Origin of the sequence: Stenotrophomonas sp. Br8 (assembly GCF_014763005.1) — a bacterium.
GTDB lineage: Bacteria > Pseudomonadota > Gammaproteobacteria > Xanthomonadales > Xanthomonadaceae > Stenotrophomonas > Stenotrophomonas lactitubi.
Genome location: NZ_JACGTN010000011.1, coordinates 54550 through 76834 on the forward strand (window position 1 = coordinate 54550; position 22285 = coordinate 76834).

A 22285-nucleotide genomic window follows, 5' to 3' on the forward strand; every position below is an offset into this window, starting at 1 on the left:
ACGCATGGCGTGGATCTACTGCAATCCTGGCCCAGTAGATCCACGCCATGCGTGGATGACCCCGCAAACCCAACAGCCCAGCAGATCCACGCCATGCATGTATGACCCCGCAGGCCCCACCAGCCCGGTAGATCCACGCCATGCGTGGATGGGCCGTTCGCTACGACCTTTGCGCGCTCAGATCTTCAGATAAATGCGACGTCGGTCCAGCCACCACGCCACGCCCCACCACAGCGCAACGAACACCAACGCCTGCAGCATCGAGGCCAGCTCCAGCGCCTGCGGCATCGCCACGGCCAGTTGCTGCCAGACCCATCCCCAGGCGCCGGTCGCCAGCAATATCACCGACATCACCGAAGCCCCCAGATAGGCGGTGATCGCATTGACGCCGAAGCGCTGGCCCAACGCCGGCCACCCCTTGCGGTCGATCAGCACGTGACCCAGCCACAACGCCAGCGCGGCCAGGCCCCCGGTCCACAGCACGTAGCTGGGCGTCCACAGCTGCTTGTTGAGCGGCAACACCGTCGTCAGCAGCAGGCCGAGCACGGCGGTGATCGCACCCAGCGCAGCCAATGCACCGGCGCGGCCACTGCGCAGCAGGCCGCCGGCCAGCAGGCCCAGCACGGTGCTGGCCAACGCGCCGAGGCTGCTCAGCAATCCTTCCGGGTCATGGCCCAGACCGGTATCGGCCTGCCATTGGTAGATCCATGGCGCGAACAAGGTGGTATCCAGACGGCTGGCCGGGTTGGTCCAGGGCGCAAGGTCACCCACGCCCAGCAGCAGCGCGGTGTAGCCGACCAGCAACGCGACCAGCACGGCCGCCTGCACGCGCGGACGCGCATACACCGCCAGCACGCCCACCACTGCCGCGCACAGTGCGATGCGCTGCAGCACACCCCATATGCGGAAGTGGTGCGTATGCAGTGCCCACCACACCAGCAGGTGCAGCAGCACGCCGGCAATGGCGATGCGCAGTGCGCGTTCCAGCACGCCACGTGCAAGTGCCGGCCATGCCCCTGGATCCAGCGCGCGCGGTGCGACGCTGAACGCCATCGACACACCCACCAGGAACAGGAAGAACGGGAACACCAGGTCGGTCGGTGTGCAGCCGTGCCATTCGGAATGGCGCAGCGGTGCAAACACCGCACTCCAGTCACCGGGGTTGTTGACCAGCAGCATCGCCGCCACGGTCATGCCGCGCAGGGCGTCGATCGAGCCCAACCGGCGTGGCGGCGTGCTGCTCATCGTCAAGCCGCCTCGTACTGGCCGGCGATCCACGTACCACGCACCTGCAGCGCATCGTCCAGCAGCACCAGGTCGGCCTGGTAGCCCTCGGCGATGTGACCCAGGCGGTCATCGACATTGAGGAACTGCGCCGGATAGGTCGAGGCCATGCGCGCTGCTTCAGCCAGCGGCTGGCGCAGCAGCTGCACGGTGTTGCGCACGGCGGTGGCCATGTCCAGCGCCGAACCGGCCAGCGAGCCGGCCGCGTTGCGCACTACGCCATCGATGGCAGTGATGGTTTCGCCATACAGCACGTAGCTGGGATCGTCGGCACCTACCGGCGGCATCGCATCGGTCACCAGCAGCAGGCGGCCACGCGGCTTGGCCGCCAGCGCCACGCGCAGGCTGGCCGGATGCACGTGCACGCCATCGACGATGATGCCGAGCCAGCTGTCGCGATCTTCCAGCGCCGCGCCGACCGCACCGGGCTCGCGCCCCTGCAGCGGCGACATCGCGTTGTACAGATGGGTGAAGCCACGCACGCCGGCATCAAGGCCGGCACGGATCTCTTCATAGGTACCGGCGGTGTGGCCAGCGGCGACGATCACCCCGCGTTCAATCAACGCGCGGATGGTCTCCAGCGGCACGCGCTCCGGCGCCAGGGTCAGCAGGGTTACGCCGTTGTCCAGCGAAGACGCCAGTTCGATCTCTTCCGCGTCCGGCACGCGGAACTTGCTGGCATCGTGCGTGCCTTTGCGCGCCGGTGCGATGTACGGCCCTTCCAGGTGGATGCCGATCACGCCCGGCACGCCCTGTGCGATGGCCTCGCGCATCGCAGCGATCGCCTCGCGCATCACACCGAGGTCATCGCTGATCAGGGTCGGCAGCATCGCGGTGGTGCCGAAGCGGCGATGCGCACGCGCAATCGTGCGCAGCGACGCCACGTCGGGCGTGTTGTTGAACAGCGCGCCGCCACCACCATTGACCTGCACATCGATGAAGCCCGGCAGCAGCCAACCACCACCCAGGTCGACCTGCTCGTCGGCCGTGCCCAGCTGCGGCGCAGCGTCGGGCAGCAGCGCGCTGATGTGGCCGTCTTCGATGACCACCGCAAGATCGTCGCGAAACTCATCGCCGGCAAGAATGCGGGCATTGCGCAGCACGGTTGCCATCACACCGTCTCCGTAACCTTGTTCAGATGCGGCGGCAGGTCCGGGTTGAAGCCGCGGCGCAGCGCCAGCGCATTGATCGCGCGGTAGAAGCTCTGCACGGTCAGCAGCGGTGCGCACAACGGATGCGGCGCGGCGGCGACGGGCAGGTTGCCGCCGGCACCAGCCAGCCACACCTGGGCGCCACGTGCGGTGAATTCTTCAGCCACGGCGCGGGTACCGGCACCGGTTTCATCAGGCTGGGCGAAGGCCAGCACCGGGAAGCCGCGATCGACCAGCGCCATCGGCCCATGCTTGACCTCGGCCGAGCTGTAGGCCTCGGCGTGCAGGCTGCAGGTTTCCTTGAACTTCAGCGCGGCCTCCTGCGCCGCGCCGAGGCCCAGACCACGGCCGAGCACGAACAGGTTGTTGGCCTCCACCAGGCCATCGGTCACTGCGCTCCAGTCGCACTGCCAGGCCTCGCGCATGGCATCGGGCAGCAGGTCCAGGGCATTGCGCAGCGCGCTGTCCTGCTTCCAGTACGCGGCCAGCTGCAGCAGCGCGGACAACGACGCTAGGTAACTCTTGGTCGCCGCCACGCTTTTCTCCACGCCGGCATGCAGCGGGATGACCGTGTCGGCAAGCTGTGCCAGCGGCGAATCCTCGACGTTGACCAGCGCCACCACGCGCGCGCCAGCGGCCTTGGCCGCCTCGGCATTGCGCAGCAGGTCCGGGCTCTTGCCGGACTGCGAGATGACGATGAACAACGCGCCGCGCAACTGCAACGGAGCGGCGTAGACCGAACCCACCGACGGCGAGGCCGAGGCAACGACCAGGCCCAGCTGGGTTTCCAGCAGGTACTTGCCGTAGGTCGCGGCATGGTCGGAACTGCCCCGTGCGCAGGTCACCACGAACGGCGGCGGTGCAGCGCGCAGGCTGGCTGCCAGCGTTTCCATCACGGCATGGTTGCGGGCGAACTGGCGGGCAACGACGTCGGCCGCTTCGGCGGCCTCGGCGAACATCAGGGTGGCAGTAGGGTCGGACAGCGACATGGCAGGCTCAGGAAGGATCGGAAGGAAGGGGACGGGCGGCGGCAGGCCGCATCGGTGCGGTCGAGCCGCGCACCACCAGCTGCGGCACGAAGCCCTGGTTGTGCAGCGGCGCCGGCGCATCGTCGTAGGCGTCACTGCGCAGCTGCGCGATCAGCAGACGCGCGGCATGGCGGGCGATGTCTTCGGTGGCCTGCTTGGCGGTGGTCAGCGGCGGCCACGACTGGCGCGAGAACGGGCTGTCCTCGAAGCCGGCGATGGACAGGTCGTAAGGCACGTTCATGCCCGCCGACTTCGCTGCGGCCAGCACGCCGGCGGCGATTTCATCGTTGGAACCGAAGATGGCAGTGGGCGGTTCGCGCAGTGCCAGCAGGCGCCGCGCACCGCGGAAGCCGTCATCGAAGGTGTAGTCGCCCTGCACCACCAGATGCTTGTCCACGGTCATGCCGTAGTCTTTCAGCGCGGCCTCGTAACCGGCGTAGCGCTCGCCCGACGACCGGTGCGAGGTGCCACCCCAGAGGAAGCCGATGCGCTGGTGACCCAGCTGGATCAGGTGTTCGGTGATTTCGTAGGCGGCTTCGCGGTCGTCGACGAACACGCAGGCGCCGTCGGCCGGATCTTCAGTGGCCGCGATGATCCGCACCAGCTTGATGCCACGCGCAGTGAGCGCCTGGATCAGATCGCGACGTTCGGACATCGGTGCGGTCAGCACCAGCCCGGCCAGGCGCGAGCGCTGCACCCAGTCGGCCAGTTCATCGGCCAGCAGCGGCGAACTGGAATCGCACGGATGGATCTGCAGGCCGAAGCCGGTTTCACGGCAGGCGGCGAGCACGCCGTTCTGCACGCCGATGATGTGGTACGGGTTCGGGTTGTCGTACACCAGCCCGATCACGAAGGTGGTGCCGCTGCGCAGGTTGCGCGCGGAGGGATCGGGCTCGTAGTCGAGCTCGGCGATGGCACGCAGCACCCGCGCACGGGTGGCCTGCATCACCGAGGGCTCGTTGTTGATCACCCGCGACACCGTCTTCAGCGAGACCTTGGCCTTTTCGGCAACGTCCTTGATGGTCGCTCTGCGCATCGGCTTTTCCTGGGGTTGGCTGCCGTCCATCATCGCCGATCAGCCCTTGTCCTGCGGCAGGCCGACGCGATGGCCGACCACCGAGTAGAACAGGATGTACAGGTAGCACGGCACCATCAGCAGCAGGAACACCAGCTGGAAGTCGATGTGCTGCTTGAGCACGGCGAACAGCTGCGGAATGATCGCGCCGCCGGCGATGCCCATCACCAGCAACGCCGAACCGGTTTCGGTGAAGCGGCCCAGGCCACGGATCGCCAACGGGAAGATCGCCGGCCACATCATCGCGTTGGCAAAGCCCAGCAGCGCCACGAAGGCGACCGACACATAGCCGTGGGTGAAGAAGGCGCCCAGGCAGAACACCACGCCCAGTACCGCGGAGACGGTCAGGTAGCGCGACTGCGAGACCACCTTCGGGATCAGCAGCAGGCCCACCACGTAGCCCACCAGCATCGCGCCCAGGGTGAGCGAGGTGAACATCTTGGTCTGGTCCAGCGGCAGGTCGAAGCCATGACCGTAGGTACCGATGGCATCACCGGCCATCACTTCCACGCCGACATAGACGAACAGGCACAGCACGCCCAGCCACAGATGCGGGAACTGGAAGATGCTGCTGCGCTCGGCCTTGCCCGGTGCGCCGGCCGGGGTGGCATTGGCCTCGGAGGCCTTGATTTCAGGCAGCGGCGAGAACAGTACCGCCACCGCCAGCCCCACCAGCAAGCCGGCCATGGCCAGATATGGCGCGTGGATCTTGGCGGCGAATTCGTTCAGCAGCTGCGCCTTGGTCGCTTCATCGGCAGCGGCCACCGTGGCCGACAGATCGCCGATGCCATGCAGCACCACCGTGCCGATCAGCACCGGCGCCAGCATGCCGGCGATCTTGTTGCAGATGCCCATCATCGCGATGCGCCGTGCGGCGGTTTCAATCGGGCCGAGGATGGAGATGTACGGGTTGATCGCGGTCTGCAGCAAGGCAAGTCCACTACCGATCACGAACAGGCCACCGAGCGCGCCGGGATACCAGCGCTGGGTGGCGAATTCACCGAACAACGCCGCACCACCGGCCATCACCAGCAGGCTCAGGCTCAGGCCCTTTTTCATGCCGGTGCGGCGCAGGATCCACGAGGCCGGCAGGGCCAGGAAGAAGTAGGACAGGTAGAACACCATCAGCACCAGGAAGGCGCCGACCTCGCTGAGCTCGAAGGCGAGTTTGACGAAGGTGATCAACGGGCCGTTGAGCCAGGTGAAGAAGCCGATCAGGAAAAACAGCACGCCGACGATGGCGATGGACGAGGCCACGTTCGGGCGTGCGCTTGCAGCGGGGACGGCTGACATCAGGAAGGCTCCTGCGGCGACGGCCGCAGAACACGGCGTCGGAGAGTGGCTGGGAACAACGTTGTCACATTCTTTCGGTGGACGACGACCGTTTGTCAACTTCCATGCACGGCCCACCACACCGGATGCTGCACTGCGCAAGCCCGCTGCACGGCCATCCGCTGAATGCGCTTTGCCCTTGAAGCCCCTTGCTGCAACGGTTCTGCCATGGATGCCGCACTCACGCCATGTAAACGTTTACGGCGATCTGCATTCGCTGCGGCGCAGCAACGAAAGTGTCACGAACTCGTTGACATCGTTGTCAACGCGGTTACAGACTCCGCCCCAATCGCCGGCTTCATCGTTGCCCTTCCCGGGGCCGGCCCCACCTGCTGCAGGAGCCCGCGTGACCGCCAGCCATCCCGCCCCGGCCCATGTCCTGTCCCGCGTCGCGCCCTCGTTCCTGGCTGCCGACGTTGGCGGCACCCATGTGCGTGTCGCCCGGGTCCAGGCCAGCGGCGACGATGCCCATCCGGTGCACGTGCTCGATTACCGCAAGTACCGCAACGCCGACCATGCCGGGCTCAGCGCGATCCTCGCCGACTTCCTGGCCGAAGGCCCGCGCCCGTCGCACTGCGTGGTCGCCACCGCTGGCTATGCCCGCGAAGACGGCACGGTGATCACCGCGAACGTGCCATGGCCGTTGTCGGCCCGGCAGATCGAGGCCGACGTCGGCCTGCAGCGGGTGCACATCGTCAACGACTTCGAAGCCGTGGCCTATGCAGCCGCGCAGGTCGATGCCAGTGGCGTGCTGCACCTGTGTGGCCCGGACAGCGCACCGCGTGGCCCGACCCTGGTGGTCGGCCCCGGCACCGGCCTGGGTGCAGCATTGTGGATTCCCACGGCCAACGGCCCGGTGGTACTGGCCACCGAAGCCGGCCAGCCGACCCTGGCCGCCAGCACCGAACTGGAAATGGCGATCGTCCGCCACATGCAGCGCGACCGCGCGCATGTGTCCATCGAACATGCGATCTCCGGCCCCGGCCTGATGAACCTGTACCGCGCGATCTGCGCACTGCAGGACCAGGCACCGGCGCTGGCCAGCCCCGATGCGGTCACCGCTGCGGCGATGGCCGGTAGCGATCCGCTGGCTCGGCAGGCGCTGGATGTGTTCTGCGGCCTGCTCGGCAGCACCATCGGCGACATGGCCCTGTTCTATGGCGCCCACGGCGGGGTCTACCTGGCCGGTGGAATCCTGCCGCAGATCCGCGAGTACCTGCGTACCAGCACCTTCGTCGAACGCTACCTGCAGAAGGGGCCGATGGGCGAAGCGCTGGCACGCATCCCGGTGAAGGTGGTCGAACACGGACAGCTGGGCGTGATCGGCGCTGCCAGCTGGTACCTGCTCCACGCCGACGCCTGAACCTGCAAACGGCTTCAACGCAATCGCAGCACGCAGTACGTGGCACGCCAATGCCCGGGACATCGCCGCCGCCCCGCGCACGTCATCGCAACCGCAATCCCATATCGCCGCCGGCATCCAATCGAGTGATGAGGAGAGACATCATGAATACCCGCAAGACCTTGCTTTCGGCCGCCATCGTCAGCTGCATCGCCTTCAGTGCGCATGCGCAGCAGGCCGCCCAGACCGCCACCGATCTGGACACCGTCACCGTTACCGGTATCCGCGGTTCGATGGAAAAGTCGCTGGACACCAAGCGCGAAGCCAATGCGCGCGTGGAAGTGGTCACCGCCGAAGACGTGGGCAAGCTGCCGGCGCACAACGTTGCCGACACCCTGCAGCGCCTGCCGGGCGTCAACATCAGCTCGTCCAGCGCCGATGAAGGCGGCTTCGACGAAGCCGACCGTGTCAGCCTGCGCGGCACCAGCCCCAGCCTCACCCAGACCCTGATCAACGGCCACACCGTCGGTTCGGCCGACTGGTTCGTGCTCAGCCAGGGCAACAACGTCGGCCGCAGCGTCAGCTACTCGCTGCTGCCGTCGGAACTGGTCAGCTCGGTTGAAGTGAACAAGTCCTCGCAGGCCAAGCTGCAGGACGGTGGTACCACCGGTACCGTCAACATCATCACCCGCAAGCCGCTGGAATTCTCCAAGCAGTTCACTGCGGAAGGCTCGATCGGCATGGTGCGTTCGGACCAGGCCAAGTCGAACGACCCGCAGTACTCGGCATTGTTCAACTACAAGAACGATGAGGGCACCTTCGGCGTGATGGTGCAGGGCTTCAGCCAGAAGCGCGAACTGCGCCGTGAAGCGCAGGAAATTCCGGGTGGCTTCTTCCAGATCGGCGCCAAGGATCCAGTGGCGCTGACCAATCCGGACCTGATCGGCGTCAACGTTCCCGGCCTGCTGGGTTCGACCCTGTTCGAACAGACCCGTGAGCGCAAGGGTGGCCTGGTCTCGCTGCAGTTCAAGCCGACCGACACCCTCACCCTGGGCCTGAACGGTTTCAGCTCCGAACTGAAGGCGAACAACTACAACCGCAACTTCATGATGTTCGGCAACAACTTCGCCAAGTCGCAGGCACCGGATCCGGGCTATGTGGTGAAGGATGGCGTGCTGACCAATGCCACCTACACGGGCAAGCCGGGCACCAACTACGCGGTGTACGACATGATCTACCGCGAGTCGAAGGCCAAGTCGAGCTATGTCACCTTCGATGCCGATTGGCAGATCAGCGACAGCCTGACCGCCAAGTTCCAGGCCGGCAGCACCAAGGGCACCGGCGAAACCCCGCGCCAGTACATCGCCGAGGTGACCGTCGGCGGCGGCGGTGGCGCCAGCTGGGCTACCCATGGCGCCGGCTCGCCGATCGACTGGAACGTTGGCGGCGACCTCTCGCCCAACGGCGTGACCAGCTTCGGCACCTGGGGCAACCAGCAGGTCACCGCCGAAGACAAGGAGAAGTGGGCCACGCTCGACTTCAACCAGTACTTCAACGACGGCGGCGTGCTGAGCTCCATCGACTTCGGTCTGCGCTTTGCCGACCACAAGCGCGAAGCGCTGTCGCCGGAAGGGGCAACCCCAGGTGACATCTGGAGTGCGCTGAAGAACGGTGCCACCTCCAACTATCCGAACGGTTTCGCTGGTGATATCGGCGGCACCTTCCCGCGCAACATCTGGTACTTCACCCCGGGTGCGCTGAAGGATGCGGTGACCAACAACTCCACCTGGCTGGCGGGCAACGACGGCCCGACCGGTCGCCACAACTACGGTGCCGAGTGGCAGGTGAAGGAAAAGAACTTCGCCGGCTACGTGCAGGCCAACTTCCGTGGTGACTGGTGGAGCGGCAACCTGGGCCTGCGCTACGTCAACATCAAGCAGGACATCAATACCTACAACGCGGTCAGCAATGCCGCCGATGCGGACGTCAGCAGCCTGTTCGGCATGTGGGAACGCGTCGCCTTCCAGAACAAGCGCAACCGCGTGCTGCCCAGCGCCAACATCAAGTTCGACCTGGACGACAACCTCGTGCTGCGCGTCGCCGCTTCGCAGACCCAGACCCTGCCCGACTACTCGGCACTGGGTGCATCGTCCTACGGTTCGGATCTGAACCGGACCGGCGGTGGCGGCAACCCGAACCTCAAGCCGACGCTGTCCACCAACCTGGATGCGAACCTGGAGTGGTACTTCATGCCGCGCGGCCTGCTGTCGGTCGGCGCTTACCACATGGACCTGAAGGACTACATCGCCTTCGACGTGGTCTCGCGCCAGCTGTACAGCGAACTGACCAACCGGCTTGAGACCTACCAGATCTCCACCCCGATCAATGCCGACGGCAAGGTCACTGGTGTGGAAGTGGCCTACGAGCAGCCGATCGGCGAGTACTTTGGTGTCAACGCCAACTACACCTACGCCAACGGCACGACCGCCCACACCTGGTCGGACGGCTCGCACAACCTGCTGGGCACCTCGAAGAACACCTACAACGTGGGCGCATACTTCGAGAACGAGCGCTTTGGTGCACGGGTCAGCTACACCCACCGTTCCTCGTTCCTGATCAGCCTGTCGGGCACCAACCCGTACTATCAGGATGACTTCGGCACGCTGTCGGCGTCGCTGAGCTTCAAGGCCACCGACTGGCTGAGCATCAGCCTGGATGGCCTGAACCTCAACAACCCGACCTACAAGTACTACCAGACCGCGGCCATTCCGACCTCGTTCTACAGCAACGGTCGCCAGTACTACCTGAACTTCCGCTTCAAGTACTGATCCAGCGGCAGCTTCATCGCCGAGTCGTGCACGCACGCCGGGCCTGGGTCATTCCGGGCCCGGCGTTTTTCATGTATAGCGAACATCGCACCCGATCCAAGGAGTCGTTCCGATGACGAAGCCCACCCGCGCCAGGATGCGCAGCCTTCTGTTGCTGGGCAGCCTGCTGGCCGCCCTGCCCGTGCTGCCGGCACTGGCCGCCGATGCCCCGGCACTCGATACCGGCCCCGGCCCGCAGCTGCGCGCCGGCAGCCTGATGCTGATTCCCGCACCGGCCAACGTGCAGCGCGGCAACGGTGCGGGCATCACCGTCGGCGCGGGCACCGTGCTGCATGCCGATGGCGAAGCCGCACAGCGCGTCGCTGCACAGTTCGCCGACCTGCTGGCGCGCAGTGGTGGGCCGCGCCTGGCAGTGGCCAACGGCAAGGCCGCCACCAAGGGCGGCAGCATCCGCTTCCAGATCGTGCCGACCTTCCGCGACAGTGGCGAGGGCTACACGCTGGAAAGCACCGCGCAGGGCGTGCTGGTGCAGGCCGGCAACGAGACCGGCCTGTTCTACGGCGCCACTACGCTGGCCCAGCTCGCCACCGGCGGCAGCAACGGCGTGCTGCCCGCCGTGCAGATCCAGGATGCGCCGCGTTTCAGCTGGCGTGGCTTCATGCTCGACTCGGCGCGGCACTTCCAGAGCCTGGATGAGATCAAGCGCGTGCTCGATGCGATGGCCGCGCACAAGCTCAACACCTTCCATTGGCACCTGACCGACGACCAGGGCTGGCGCATGGAGATCAAGCGCTACCCGAAGCTGACCGAAGTCGGCAGTTGCCGCCTGCCAGCCGGTGACGGCGGCATAGATCCGATCAGCGGCAAGGAACATCCGTACTGCGGCTTCTACACGCAGGACCAGATCCGCGAAGTGATCGCGTACGCGGCCGCGCTGCATATCCAGGTGATTCCGGAGATCGATGTACCCGGCCACGCCACCGCTGCCATCGCTGCCTATCCGGAACTGGGCACGATCGACACGCCACTGAAGCCGTTGAGCGAATGGGGCGTGTTCCCGAACCTGTTCAACGTCGAGGACGGCACCGTCACCTTCCTGGAAAACGTGCTGGAAGAAGTCATCGCCCTGTTCCCGGCCAAGTACGTGCACGTAGGTGGCGACGAGGCAGTGAAGGACCAGTGGGAGGCCTCAAAACAGGTGCAGCAGCGTATGCGCGCGCTCGGCATCAAGGATGAGATGGCCATGCAGAGCCACATCATCAAGCGCCTGGAAACCTTCCTGGAAGAACACGACCGTCGCCTGATCGGCTGGGACGAAATCCTTGAAGGCGGCCTGCCGCCGCAGGCCACGGTGATGTCCTGGCGCGGTACCGAGGGTGGGCTGGCCGCGGCCAGCGCGGGCCACGATGTGGTGATGTCGCCGGTCAGCCACCTGTACCTGGATTACCTGCAGACCGCCTCGCCGAACGAGCCGCCGGGCCGGCCGACGCAGGTGAACCTGGCCAAGCTCTACAACTACGAACCGGTGCCGGCCGAACTGGCAGCCGACAAGCGCGGTCACATCCTCGGCCTGCAGGCGAACATGTTCACCGAGCACACGCGCACCTACGCGCGTCTGCAGCACAACCTGTTCCCGCGACTGGCCGCCGTGGCCGAGACCGGCTGGAGCACGCCGGAGCATCGTGATTTCCGCGACTTCCTGGCCCGTCTGCCCTCGCAGCTGCAGCGCTATCGGGCCTGGGGACTGGCGTATGCACAGACGCCGTTTGAAGTGGGCGTGGCCTACACCGATGACCGCGCGGCGAACACGGTGACCGTGTCGCTGGCCAATCCGCTGGGCTATGAAGTGCGCTACAGCAAAGACGGAAAGCCGGTGACCGCGCAGTCGCCGCTGTACCAGCAGCCGCTGACGTCCTCGCTGCCGGCGACGGTGCAGGCGGCTGCGTTCTACCAGGGCCAGCCGCTGGCTGCGAAGCCGACGGTGACGTCGTACACCGCGCAGTCGCTGCTGTCGCGGCACAGCGAAGAACTGCGCAGCTGCGTGGGCGAGAAGGGCCTGGTACTGCGCCTGGAAGATGATGGTCCGCGCGAAGGTGCGCGTGCGGTGTTCACCGTCGACATCTTCCAGCCGTGCTGGCGTTGGCCGCAGGCACAGCTCGATGGCATCGGCAGCGTGGAAGTGCGTGCGGGCCGCATTCCGTACTACTTCCAGCTGGCCCACGACGAGCCGAAGCGTCGCTTCGAAAAGGCCCGGAGCGCGCACGGCGAAATGCTGATCCGCCGCGGTGACTGCACGGGCAAGGTGCTGGCACAGGTGCCGCTGCCGGCGCAGACCGATGCCGATGGCTTCGTCAGCCTGCGCGCAGCGCTGCCGAAGGGCACCTCGGGCACGGGCGATCTGTGCATCAACTTCACCGGCGACACGCGCCCGGCGATGTGGGTGCTGGATGAGGTGACGCTCCGGTAGCTGCCAACCTTGGTTGGCGACGGGCAGATTCATCCACGCATGGCGTGGATCTACCGGTAGGTGCCAACCTTGGTTGGCACGCCTTTACCCCCGCCAGCGCAGCAGGATGTCGCGCAGCGGGGTCAATGCGGTGGCCATCCCCGCCAACACGCCGATGGTGTTGGCCACCGCATCCATCGGATCGGCCATGCGGTTGCTGGTCAACGCGCCCTGCGCGAACTCGATGCCGACGCCCATCAGCACCAGGCCAGCCGCCACCCACAGCAGTGGGCGGCCACGCCGGAACAACTGCACCGCGCTGCCGGCCAGGATGAAATAGGCCAGGAAATGCTCGCCCTTGTCGCTGTTTTCCGGCAACGGGATCGGCGGCGGCGGAATCAGGCAGACCACGATCACCGTCAGCACCGCCAACACCCACAACGCGCTCCACAGGCGTGGCCGCCGCAGCGGCTTGATCACCGGCAACGCTGCACTCACAGGCGCCAGCTCAGGTCGCCCAGTTCGAAGGCCGGTTCGAAATCGACGTCGCGCTGCAGGCCAATGGCCTGGAACCGCTCGCCCATCTCCGTTGGCAGGGTCAGCTTCTTCACCTGATCGCGCAGCTGGATGCGGCCCACTTCATCGGTGCGCTCCTCGGCCAGGGTCAGTACCTGGTCCAGGCCGTTGCCGAGCAGGAAACTGGCCTGGCTGCAGTAACCGGCCAGTTCAAAACCGCCGTGCAGGCCGGCCTCGGCCATGGCGGTGAAATCGACCGATGCGGTGATGTCCTGCAGGCCGGGCCAGCGATGGATCTCGTTGTGGACGTGATGGCGGTAGAACGCGCGCACGGTGCCGTCATCGCGCTCTTCCTGGTAGAACTCGCCCCGGTTGTAGCCGTAATCCACGAACAGCATCGCGCCGCGGCGCAGGCCACCGGCCACCGCCTGCAGCCAGTACGGCAGCTGCGGCAGCACCTCGGAACGGTAGCCGTCGGCAAAGGGCTTTTCCAGGTAGCGTTCGAGGTGGCGCACCGCGCCGTTGAGCAGCAGGTCGGCCGGCTGCGCGCCACGGATGAAGTTGCCCTGCCCGTCCAGTTCGACGGTTTCCTCGTACACCTCGCCGTCCTTGATCAGGAAGCGCGGTGTCGGCAGCGCATCGATCACCTCGTTGGCGAACACCACGCCGTCCCAGTCGTCCTCGAACGGGCGATCAAGCCACTCCACCCGGCTGGCCAGCTCAGGCGGCAGGTTCTGCTGCAGGCGCTCCTGCTGGCGCTGGCGCAGGTCCGCGCTGGGCTCGAGGATCGCGTAGCGGGCCGGCAGCGCGTCCAGCTCGGCCAGGCGCAGCAGCACCGCCTCGGCGAAGGCACCCGTGCCGCCGCCCAGTTCCAGCATCCGCGCCTGCGCATCGAGCTGGCCGAACACCGGCGCCAGCGCATTGGCTACGCTGCCGGCGAACAGGCTGCCCAGCTCGGGTGCGGTGGTGAAATCGCCGCTGCCGCCGAATTTGCTGGCGCCGGCGCTGTAGTAACCCCAGCCCGGCGTGTACAGGCACAGCTCCATGAAGCGGGAGAACGGCATCGCCCCGCCCTGTGCGAGGATCTCGGCGCGCAGTGCGGCGGCCAGTTGATCGCTGTGGGCCAGGGCATCGGCTTCGGGCAGGGGGAAGGTAGGCTGCATGGCGTCTTCGAATGCGGTGACAATGGTGCACAGGATAGCCGAGCCTTGGAGGACCCTCGATGAGTGATACCGCCCCCGTGGCCCTGATCACCGGCAGCGCGCGCCGGATCGGCGCGGCCATCGCCCGCCAGTTCCACGCCTGTGGCTGGTCGGTGGTGCTGCACGCCCATACCTCCAGCGCCGAACTGCAGCAGGCCGCCTTCAACCTGGACAACGAGCGCCCCGGCAGCGTGCTGGCGTTGCAGGCCGACCTGCGCGACGCCGACGCCCTGGCCGATCTGGTCGAGCAGGCGGTGACCCACTTCGGCCGCCTCGATGCGCTGGTCAACAACGCCTCCAACTTCTTCCCCACCCCGCTCGGCCAGGTCACCGCCGAGGCGATGGACGAGCTGTACGCGGTCAACGCGCGCGCGCCGCTGCTGCTGGCCCAGGCCGCCGCGCCGTACCTGCGCCGCCAGCACGGCTGCATCGTCAACCTGACCGACCTGCACGGCACCGACCCGATGCCCAACCACATCGCCTACACGATGGCCAAGGCGGCGCTGGAGATGGCGACCCGCTCGCTGGCGCTGGAACTGGCGCCGAAGGTGCGGGTGAATGCGGTGGCGCCCGGTGCGATCCTGTGGCCGGAACAGGGCAAGGACGATTTCGCCCGCGAGGCGCTGCTGGCACGCACGCCGCTGGCGCGGATCGGCACGGTCGAGGAAATCGCCGAAGCGGTGTACTGGCTGGCGGCCGAGGCCAGCTTCGTCACCGGCCATACCCTGCGTGTGGATGGTGGGCGTACGGTGAGTTGATCGTTCAGCCACCCATGGGGTGGCTCTACAGTAGAGCCACCCCATGGGTGGCTGCGTCGGGTCAATCCAGCGCGTCGGGATCCAGCTCGACCGTCTCGAATGCTTCGCCATACTGCTTGTGCGCGCGCCACAGCGTGGCCAGGTCCAGGCCGCTGACCGGATCGATGAAACCCGGGGCGATATCAGCCAGTGGCTTCAGCACGAACGCATGCTTCAGTTCCGGGCGCGGAATGCGCAGATGGCCGGGGCCTTCCACCACCAGGTCGCCATAGAACACCACATCGACGTCCAGGGTCCGGTCGGAGAAACGCGGACCGCTGCGGTCACGACCGTGCGCATCTTCCAGCGCATGCAGCCAGTCATCCAGCTCCTGCAGCGGCAGGTCGGTCTCGATGGCAACGCCGTTGTTGAGGAAGGCCGGACCCTCGAAACCGACGGCGGCGGTGCGGTAGGCGGCAGACACCTGCAGCGCACCAAAGCGCTCGCGCAGGGCCGCCACCGCAGCGTGGAGGTAGCGGCGGGGGTGGACGTTGCTGCCCAGGCTCAGGAGCACGGTGGTCATGCGGTTCCGGTGACGGCAATCAGGTGGAGCGCGGGCATGCCATCGTCACAACGGCCTGCCTACAATCCGGGACGCATATGATAGGGCACCGACATGACCTATTGCGTTGGAATCGAGGTGGACGAGGGCCTGGTCTTCGCCGCCGACACCCGCACCAATGCCGCGCTGGACGATGTCCGCGTGCACCGCAAACTGCACGTGTTCGAATATCCCGGCCAGGCCGCCTACGTAGTGATGGCCGCCGGCAACCTGGCCACGACGCAGTTGCTGGTGTCGCGGCTGAAGCGCGATGCCGACGAGCGGCGCACGCCGAACCTGCGCGACATGGCCCATCTGTTCGAGGCCGCGGCCTACGTCGGCTCCCTGCTGGTGGACAGCCAGGTGCAGAGCCAGCACACCGAACACGGCCATGACGGGGTGAACACCCAGGCGACGCTGATCTTCGGCGGGCAGATTGCCGGCGAACAGCCTGGCCTGTACATGGTCTACCCGCTGGGCAACGCCATCGCTGCCTCGCCGGAAACGCCCTATCTGCAGATCGGTGAATCCAAGTACGGCAAGCCGATCCTGGACCGCATCCTGACCCCATCCACGCATCTGGAAGACGCCGCACGCACGGCAATCGTTTCGCTCGATTCGACCATCCGGTCCAACCTGTCGGTGGGCCTGCCGGTGGATATGGCGCTGCTGCGGGCCGGCGAACTGCGGATCAGCCAGCAGCTGCGGCTGGGCGCCGATTCAGCGCTGTACGCCGACATCCATCAGAACTGGTCGCGGCGGCTGGAACAGGCGGTGGAAAGCCTGCCACGGTTTCCGTGGGAAACGACGGATCGCCCGGGCTGAAACGCCGCCGCTGCACGCCTGTAGAGCCGAGCCCATGCTCGGCTTAGGCAGCCGATGCAGACAGCAGCCGAGCATGGGCTCGGCTCTACGGCGTTCCCTCGACGTCAGCCCAGCGCGTCGGCCACCGCGCGGAACACCTGCTGCATCTGCAGCGGCTTGCGCAGCAGGTGCACCTCGATGCCGGCGGGGAACACATCTGCCGGCATTTCCCCGGCAGCATCTTCCAGCACCAGTGCCGGGCCCCGGTATCCGAGCGTAGCCATCTCACCCAGCAGCTGGCTGGCCGACAACAGCTTGGAGCCGGCATCGGCAATCACCAGCGCCGGCATCGCTTCCTGCTGCATCCAGCGCAGCGCGGCCGGGCCATCGGAGGCCAGCTGCAGCTGGTAGCCCTGGCTGGACAGCGCATTGCCCAGCAGCGACAGGCGCGTGGCTTCACCATCAACCACCAGGATCGACTGGCCACTGCCCAGCGCCACCAGTTGTTCGATCGGTTCGCCGCCCTCGGCGCTGGCATGCATCGGCAAGCGCAGCTCGAAGCAGGTGCCCTGCCCCAGCTCGCTGTTGACGTGGATGCTGCCACCGGCGCCTTCAACGATGCGCTTGCAGGAAATCAGGCCCAGCCCGGTGCCATCGGCCTTGGTGGTGAAGAACGGATTGAACAGATGCGACATCGTGTCCGCATCCATGCCGGTGCCTTCATCGACCACCGCGATGCGCAGCCAGTCCTCGCCATCGCGCTGGCCGCCATGGCTGGCGGTCAGGCTCAGGTTGCCGCCATCAGGCATCGCCTGGATCGCGTTGAGCGCCAGGTTCAACAGCACCTGCTGCAATTCGGTGTAGTTGGCATCGACCACCAGCCCCTCATCCTCGACCACAAGGTCCAGGCGGACGCCATCGGGCACGTTGCTGCGCAACAGCAGCGCCACGGCCTGGAACAGGTCATCGATGTGGATGCGCTCGCTGGCCTTGCGCGACCCGCGCACGAACGACAGCATCGATTCGGCCATCTCATGGCCACGGCGACCGCACTCGGCGATCACATCGGCCAGGTGGTGCAGTTGCGGATCCTGGGTACGCGCCTTAAGCAGGTCCGGCATGATCAGCAGCGGCTGCAGAATGTTGCGCAGATCGTGGCTCAGGCCTGCGGCCAGCAATGACAGGCTTTCCAGCCGCTGCGCGCGCATCAGCTCGGTTTCCACCCGCGAGCGCTCGATGGCGCTGCGTGCCTCACGCACCGCGCGCGCCACGGCGGACGGCAGGCGTGCCGGCTGATGCTTGATGATGTAATCGTTGGCGCCCTTCTGCAGGGCCGCCACCGCGTTCTCCTCACCCATGGTGCCGGAGACGAAGATGAAGGGCACCTCCGGCAACGCGTCGCGCACGATGCGCAGCGCGTCGTCGCCGGAGAAGCCAGGCATGCTCAGGTCGGACAGCACGATGTCCGGCTGGAAGCGCGCCAGCGCATGGCGCAGGTCGTCCGCACTCTCGACACGCTCGAACGTGGCCTCAAGGCCTGCATCGAGCATCTGTTCGGACATCAGCTCGGCATCCTCGGGGGAATCTTCCACCAGCAGGATGCGCAATGCGCCGAGTGCGGGACCGGTCAGGGGCATGGGCTTACTCGATCTCCGGAGCCTGGTTGATCAGTGCCCAGAACTTGCCCAGGGTCTGCACTGCGCCGAAGAACTGGTCCACGTCCACCGGCTTGACCACGTATGCGTTCACGCCCATGTCCCAGCTGCGGGCCAGGTCGCTCTCCTCGCGCGAGGACGACAGGATCACCACCGGCAACCGCTTCAGCTCATCGTGCTCGCGGATCTGCCGCAGCACTTCCAGGCCATCCATGCGCGGCATCTTGATGTCCAGCAGCAGCACCGCCGGCAGGCCTTCTTCGCGGCTGGCGAAGGCGCCACGGCGCAGCAGGTAATCCATCACTTCCACGCCGTCTTCGACGTGCACGATGGGATTGGCGAGCCGCGCTTCCTGCAGCGCATCGATCGCCATTTCGGCGTCGGCCGGGCTGTCTTCGGCAAGGAGGATGGTGCGCAGCGTCGTCATGCGATGGGGCCCTGTTTGTCCGCGTCGAGCACGGGGGGAAGATAGAAGTGGAAGGTGGCGCCGGCATCTGGTGCGGCTTCGGCCCAGATGCGGCCGCCGTGGCGGGTCAGCACCCTGCGTACGCTGGCCAGGCCGATACCGGTGCCCGGATAGTCGCTGGCCTTGTGCAGGCGCTGGAAGACGCCGAACAACTTGCCGGCGTAGGCCATGTCAAAGCCTGCACCATTGTCGCTGACCGTGAACTGATGACCGCCATCGGGCTGCTGCTGGTAGTCCACGCGGACCTTCGCCGGCTCGCGGTTGGCCGAGTATTTCACCGCGTTGCCCAGCAGGTTCAGCCAGACCTGGCGCAGCATGTTTTCGTCGCCCACCACGATCGGCAGCGGCGCGATGCTCCACTCCACCTGATGCGCATGGCCGCTGCTCTCGGCTTCGCTCTGCACGTTCGCGTCGAGCATCGCGCGCGTATCGGCCACCAGCGATTGCATGTCCACGGTCTGTTGGCGCATCGCTGCGCGGCCCAGGCGCGAATAGACCAGCAGGTCATCAATCAACGTGGCCATGCGCCGCGCTGAACCGGAGATCACCCCCAGGTAGTGCTGGCTCTTCTCGTCGGCCGCCTCGCCCAGGTGGCGCGACAGCTTGTCCGAGAAACCGGCGACATGGCGCAGCGGCGCGCGCAGGTCGTGCGACACCGAGTAGCTGAACGCTTCCAGCTCGCGGTTGACCTCCGAGACCTGGGCAACCTTGCCTTCCAGCTGCCGGTTCAATTCTTCAACGCGTGTCTGCACCGCGCGCTGCACGGTCACATCGCTGACGGTCAGCAGCACCACTTCGTCGTCGGTGTCAGGCAGCGGCATGCGCCGCGCGTTGAGCAGCATGTAGCGGGACATGCCGTCGGCGCCGCGTTGTTCGTGTTCGAAATCCCACAGCTCGCGGCCGCGCAGCAACACATCGGCCAGCCGCTGGCGAACCACCGGGTCACGCCATGCGCCTTCGCCTACGTTCTCCAGCAGCAGGCCATCGGCGCGCTCATCCTGCAGCCCGTACAACTCGGAGAACGCGGGATTGTGCAGCTGCACGCGCAGCTCGCGATCCAGCAGCACGATCGGTTCGCGCACGGTCTGCAGCACCGACGCCGCACGCGCAGCGGCGCGCTGCGACTGTCGCTCAGCCTGCAGGCGGCGGCCAATCTGTCGTTGCAGCAGCCACAGCACCAGGCCGAGCAGCGCCAGCTGCACCAGCAGCGAGCTCCACGAGACGAAGTTGGTCTGCCGCTTCTGTCGCTCCGCCTGCGCGGCGCGCTGGGCCAGCAGCGCTTCCTCGCTGGCCTGCAGTTCTTCCACCAGGCCGCGGATCGGGTAGCGCGTGCTCAGGTCCTGCACCAGCTCGCGCTGATCGCTGTTGGGCTCGGACTTGGCCAGCTCACGCGCAACCCCCATACGGCCTTCCAGCATCGACTGGATGCGGCCGATGCGGATCAGCTGGTCGGGATTGTCGCGGGTCATCCGGCCCAGTTCGGCCAGCTGCTCGGGGATATCGTTGGCCTTGGCCATGCGCTCGCGCAGGCCCGGCGCATCCACGCCCTTGGACAGCGTCAACGCAGCCGATTCGATGTCACGCACGTCGGTCTGCAGCTGCTGCAGGGCCACAGTCACCTGCTGGGTATGGGTCACCCAGCCCATGGCCAGCTCGTTGTCCTGCTGCAGTTTGCGCAGGGTCAACCACGGGACCACGATGATGGCTGCCGCTGCCAATGCCAGAGCAGGCAGTCGCCAGCGATCCCAGATGTCATCACTGAAAACCAGCGCCATAGTTCCTCGTCAGCTCAACTGCGGGAGTGCGATCCGGACAGGATCGGCCGCAGCGGAACCGGCAATATAGCGCAGCCGGTCACATCTCTGGGGTAATCGGTCCATCAGGCGGGCCGCCCACCCGCACGCGTCGAGCAGGCCCGACGCTATAAAACAGGGGCGCCCCCGTGGGAGCGCCCCTGCTGGCAACCTGCGGTGTCGATCAACGCTTGGCGGCACTGACCTTCAGCGCGGCGGCATCAACGCGGGTCACGCCCTTGATGCCCTTGGCGGTGGCGATGGCCTTGTCATGCTCGGCCTTGGTGGCGACGGTGCCGCTCAGGCTGACCACGCCATTGACCGTCTCCACCTTCACTTCGGTACCCGGCACATTGCTGCTGGCGAGCAGATCGGCCTTGACCTTGGTGGTGATCCAGCTGTCGGTGACCGGCTCGTTGGAATCATGGCGGTCGGCATGGGTCATCGCCGAATGATCGGTTTTCGGCGGGCTCTTCGCTGCAGCATCCTGGGCGAAAGCGGCCGAGGAGGACAGCGCCAGGCCCAGGGTGAGGGCGGAAGCCAACAGCGTGCGGGTCGTGGTGCTCATCGTGTGGTTCTCCTACTGGTTGGTGCGCCCAGTGTCGCCAACTGCTTGTAGTGCAGGCGTGGCGCTGCGGTCATGCTCACGTGAATGGGCACACCTGAAGCGGGAATCGTTCAGCTTCCGGGCGCGTAGTCATCTCGTTTACCCTGAGGTTCCTGTCCTGCACTTCCCGATCCGCGCGGAGTCTTCCCATGCGCCCCGAGCTGCAACTGGCCCTGATCGGCTACGGCCTGGCCGGCCGCGTCTTCCACGCCCCGCTGATCCGGCACACGCCGGGGTTGGCCCTGCACAGCGTCGTCAGTTCGCAGCGCGATACGCTGCTGCGCACCTTCAGTGACGTCCACATACGCGCTACCGCGCAGGAGGTCTTCGATGACCCGGCGGTGGATGCGGTGGTCATCGCTACCCCGAACGAACAGCACGCGCCGTTGGCCATCGCCGCGCTGGCCGCCGGCAAGCACGTACTGGTCGACAAACCGTTCGCGGTGAACGTGGACGAAGCCGAGCAGGTGCTGGCTGCAGCGCGCAGCGCCGGACGCATCGCCACCGTGTTCCAGAACCGGCGCTTCGATGCGGACTTCCTGACCCTGCAGGCACTGCTTGCCGACGGCACGCTGGGTGACATCGCCGAATGCCACGCCCATTTCGACCGCTACCGCCCGCGGGTGCGCGAACGCTGGCGCGAGCAGGATGGGCCGGGCAGCGGCCTGTGGTACGACCTGGGGCCGCACCTGCTGGACCAGATGCTGGTGCTGTTCGGCTGTCCGCAGGCGATCGATGCGGATCTTGCCGTGCAGCGCGAAGGCGGCAGCGGCGTCGACTATTTCCATGCGGTACTGCATTACCCACGCCATCGCGCGATCGTGCATGCCGGTTCACTGGTCGCTGCGCCTGCCCCCCGTTTCGCCGTGCATGGCACGCGGGCCAGCTGGATCAAGCACGGCCTGGACGTGCAGGAAGCGCAGCTGCGTCGCGGCGTCGCGCCAGGCGCGCCGGGATGGGGCATCGATCCGCACCACGGCGAACTGCTGCACTGCGATGCGGAGGACAACGTGCAGCGCAGCACCGTGGACAACCTGCCGGGTGACTACCGGCGCCTGTATGCCGACTTCGCAGCGGCGATGCAGGGCGAGGGTGAGCCGACGGTCAGCGCGCAGCAGGCGTTGCAGGTGATGCGGTTGCTGCAGGCGGGGATGGACAGCGCGCGCGAAGGGCGGCGGGTGCGGGTGGGGTGATCGGCAGGGTTGCGCCCTGCACCTGCCGAGGCAACGGCAACGGCAACGGCAAAAGCTGGGCTGCTGAGGGATGGCGGGGTGGGTCCGGTTGCGGGGGACGCTGCAAGTACGTCCATGTAAGCTCGGTCGCCGCATCCATGCGGCTCACGCCCCCGCACAGCCTGCCCGCCCGGCCACGGACAGTTTCCGTGCGCGTCCGCCACGGAAAATCAAAAAAACAAAATC

The 22285-nt window shown here is 66.6% G+C and carries 18 protein-coding genes; 6 read left to right on the forward strand and 12 right to left on the reverse strand.

Annotation, left to right across the window (positions count from 1 at the left end):
- Window positions 1-177 precede the first annotated feature (177 nt).
- The 5 genes from H3005_RS11290 to H3005_RS11310 are packed head-to-tail and all read right to left on the reverse strand — an operon-like array spanning window position 178 to window position 5831.
- Complete coding sequence (locus H3005_RS11290) at window positions 178-1245, reverse strand: DUF5009 domain-containing protein (RefSeq protein WP_191078206.1); 1068 nt, start codon at window positions 1243-1245, stop codon at window positions 178-180.
- A 2-nt stretch (window positions 1246-1247) separates the two neighbouring features.
- Window positions 1248-2396, reverse strand: a complete 1149-nt coding sequence (gene nagA / locus H3005_RS11295) for an N-acetylglucosamine-6-phosphate deacetylase (RefSeq protein ID WP_100553556.1) — start codon at window positions 2394-2396, stop codon at window positions 1248-1250.
- A complete protein-coding gene (locus H3005_RS11300) occupies window positions 2396-3424 on the reverse strand; it encodes an SIS domain-containing protein (protein WP_100553557.1) in 1029 nt (342 codons plus the stop codon). Before H3005_RS11300 ends, nagA begins: the two co-directional genes overlap by 1 nt.
- Before the next feature lie 7 nt (window positions 3425-3431).
- Window positions 3432-4499: a LacI family DNA-binding transcriptional regulator gene (locus H3005_RS11305; protein ID WP_099821016.1), complete on the reverse strand. Its 1068-nt coding sequence runs from the start codon at window positions 4497-4499 to the stop codon at window positions 3432-3434.
- Between the two features lie 39 nt (window positions 4500-4538).
- Entirely contained in the window at window positions 4539-5831 is a 1293-nt protein-coding gene (locus tag H3005_RS11310; protein WP_191078207.1) for a sugar MFS transporter, read from the reverse strand.
- 385 nt (window positions 5832-6216) lie between these two features.
- On the opposite strand from H3005_RS11310, the gene H3005_RS11315 reads away from it, so the two are divergent.
- The 3 genes from H3005_RS11315 to H3005_RS11325 all read left to right on the forward strand — a co-directional run bounded on the left by H3005_RS11315 (window position 6217) and on the right by H3005_RS11325 (window position 12507).
- The gene (locus H3005_RS11315; RefSeq protein ID WP_191078208.1) at window positions 6217-7233 is read left to right on the forward strand and encodes a glucokinase family protein; all 1017 of its coding nucleotides are present in this window, start codon (window positions 6217-6219) and stop codon (window positions 7231-7233) included.
- A gap of 143 nt (window positions 7234-7376) precedes the next feature.
- Window positions 7377-10040 carry a TonB-dependent receptor gene (locus tag H3005_RS11320; protein WP_191078209.1) on the forward strand — a complete coding sequence of 888 codons (2664 nt, stop codon included), beginning with the start codon at window positions 7377-7379 and terminating at the stop codon, window positions 10038-10040.
- 112 nt (window positions 10041-10152) lie between these two features.
- Window positions 10153-12507, forward strand: a complete 2355-nt coding sequence (locus H3005_RS11325; RefSeq protein ID WP_191078210.1) for a family 20 glycosylhydrolase — start codon at window positions 10153-10155, stop codon at window positions 12505-12507.
- A gap of 84 nt (window positions 12508-12591) precedes the next feature.
- Here H3005_RS11325 and H3005_RS11330 read toward each other — a convergent pair whose 3' ends face one another.
- Both H3005_RS11330 and H3005_RS11335 read right to left on the reverse strand, forming a co-directional pair.
- Window positions 12592-12984, reverse strand: a complete 393-nt coding sequence (locus H3005_RS11330) for a VanZ family protein (protein ID WP_191078211.1) — start codon at window positions 12982-12984, stop codon at window positions 12592-12594.
- Complete coding sequence (locus tag H3005_RS11335) at window positions 12981-14165, reverse strand: SAM-dependent methyltransferase (protein ID WP_191078212.1); 1185 nt, start codon at window positions 14163-14165, stop codon at window positions 12981-12983. The genes H3005_RS11330 and H3005_RS11335 overlap by 4 nt, the downstream gene beginning before the upstream one ends.
- 59 nt (window positions 14166-14224) lie before the next feature.
- Here H3005_RS11335 and H3005_RS11340 point away from each other — a divergent pair, with 59 nt between their 5' ends.
- Entirely contained in the window at window positions 14225-14962 is a 738-nt protein-coding gene (locus H3005_RS11340; RefSeq protein WP_099820925.1) for a pteridine reductase, read from the forward strand.
- Window positions 14963-15023: 61 nt separating this feature from the next.
- Here the strand turns inward: H3005_RS11340 and folK are convergent, their stop codons facing one another.
- Window positions 15024-15524 (reverse strand): 2-amino-4-hydroxy-6-hydroxymethyldihydropteridine diphosphokinase, encoded by a 501-nt coding sequence (gene folK, locus H3005_RS11345; RefSeq protein ID WP_191078213.1) that lies wholly within the window; start codon window positions 15522-15524, stop codon window positions 15024-15026.
- A 93-nt stretch (window positions 15525-15617) separates the two neighbouring features.
- Between folK and H3005_RS11350 the strand changes: the two genes are divergently transcribed.
- Window positions 15618-16367 carry a 20S proteasome subunit A/B gene (locus tag H3005_RS11350; protein WP_191078214.1) on the forward strand — a complete coding sequence of 250 codons (750 nt, stop codon included), beginning with the start codon at window positions 15618-15620 and terminating at the stop codon, window positions 16365-16367.
- 104 nt (window positions 16368-16471) lie between these two features.
- Here the strand turns inward: H3005_RS11350 and H3005_RS11355 are convergent, their stop codons facing one another.
- From H3005_RS11355 to H3005_RS11370, 4 genes are all read right to left on the reverse strand, one after another.
- Window positions 16472-17983, reverse strand: coding sequence for a hybrid sensor histidine kinase/response regulator (locus H3005_RS11355; RefSeq protein WP_100553566.1), 1512 nt, complete (start codon window positions 17981-17983; stop codon window positions 16472-16474).
- 4 nt (window positions 17984-17987) lie between these two features.
- The gene (locus tag H3005_RS11360) at window positions 17988-18428 is read right to left on the reverse strand and encodes a response regulator (RefSeq protein ID WP_025878695.1); all 441 of its coding nucleotides are present in this window, start codon (window positions 18426-18428) and stop codon (window positions 17988-17990) included.
- Complete coding sequence (locus tag H3005_RS11365; RefSeq protein WP_100553567.1) at window positions 18425-20242, reverse strand: ATP-binding protein; 1818 nt, start codon at window positions 20240-20242, stop codon at window positions 18425-18427. The genes H3005_RS11360 and H3005_RS11365 overlap by 4 nt, the downstream gene beginning before the upstream one ends.
- A 202-nt stretch (window positions 20243-20444) precedes the next feature.
- Window positions 20445-20828, reverse strand: a complete 384-nt coding sequence (locus H3005_RS11370) for a BON domain-containing protein (protein ID WP_025878697.1) — start codon at window positions 20826-20828, stop codon at window positions 20445-20447.
- Window positions 20829-21016: 188 nt separating this feature from the next.
- On the opposite strand from H3005_RS11370, the gene H3005_RS11375 reads away from it, so the two are divergent.
- Window positions 21017-22060 (forward strand): oxidoreductase, encoded by a 1044-nt coding sequence (locus tag H3005_RS11375; RefSeq protein WP_100553568.1) that lies wholly within the window; start codon window positions 21017-21019, stop codon window positions 22058-22060.
- Window positions 22061-22285 lie beyond the last annotated feature (225 nt).

Excerpts from the sequence above, each read along its gene's own strand:
- H3005_RS11290 (WP_191078206.1), bottom strand. The coding sequence starts at position 1,245 with ATGAGCAGCACGCCGCCACGCCGGTTGGGCTCGATCGACGCCCTGCGC.
- nagA (WP_100553556.1), bottom strand. The coding sequence starts at position 2,396 with ATGGCAACCGTGCTGCGCAATGCCCGCATTCTTGCCGGCGATGAGTTT.
- H3005_RS11300 (WP_100553557.1), bottom strand. The coding sequence starts at position 3,424 with ATGTCGCTGTCCGACCCTACTGCCACCCTGATGTTCGCCGAGGCCGCC.
- H3005_RS11305 (WP_099821016.1), bottom strand. The coding sequence starts at position 4,499 with ATGCGCAGAGCGACCATCAAGGACGTTGCCGAAAAGGCCAAGGTCTCG.
- H3005_RS11310 (WP_191078207.1), bottom strand. The coding sequence starts at position 5,831 with ATGTCAGCCGTCCCCGCTGCAAGCGCACGCCCGAACGTGGCCTCGTCC.
- H3005_RS11320 (WP_191078209.1), top strand. The coding sequence starts at position 7,377 with ATGAATACCCGCAAGACCTTGCTTTCGGCCGCCATCGTCAGCTGCATC.
- H3005_RS11325 (WP_191078210.1), top strand. The coding sequence starts at position 10,153 with ATGACGAAGCCCACCCGCGCCAGGATGCGCAGCCTTCTGTTGCTGGGC.
- H3005_RS11335 (WP_191078212.1), bottom strand. The coding sequence starts at position 14,165 with ATGCAGCCTACCTTCCCCCTGCCCGAAGCCGATGCCCTGGCCCACAGC.
- H3005_RS11340 (WP_099820925.1), top strand. The coding sequence starts at position 14,225 with ATGAGTGATACCGCCCCCGTGGCCCTGATCACCGGCAGCGCGCGCCGG.
- folK (WP_191078213.1), bottom strand. The coding sequence starts at position 15,524 with ATGACCACCGTGCTCCTGAGCCTGGGCAGCAACGTCCACCCCCGCCGC.
- H3005_RS11350 (WP_191078214.1), top strand. The coding sequence starts at position 15,618 with ATGACCTATTGCGTTGGAATCGAGGTGGACGAGGGCCTGGTCTTCGCC.
- H3005_RS11355 (WP_100553566.1), bottom strand. The coding sequence starts at position 17,983 with ATGCCCCTGACCGGTCCCGCACTCGGCGCATTGCGCATCCTGCTGGTG.
- H3005_RS11360 (WP_025878695.1), bottom strand. The coding sequence starts at position 18,428 with ATGACGACGCTGCGCACCATCCTCCTTGCCGAAGACAGCCCGGCCGAC.
- H3005_RS11365 (WP_100553567.1), bottom strand. The coding sequence starts at position 20,242 with ATGGCGCTGGTTTTCAGTGATGACATCTGGGATCGCTGGCGACTGCCT.
- H3005_RS11370 (WP_025878697.1), bottom strand. The coding sequence starts at position 20,828 with ATGAGCACCACGACCCGCACGCTGTTGGCTTCCGCCCTCACCCTGGGC.
- H3005_RS11375 (WP_100553568.1), top strand. The coding sequence starts at position 21,017 with ATGCGCCCCGAGCTGCAACTGGCCCTGATCGGCTACGGCCTGGCCGGC.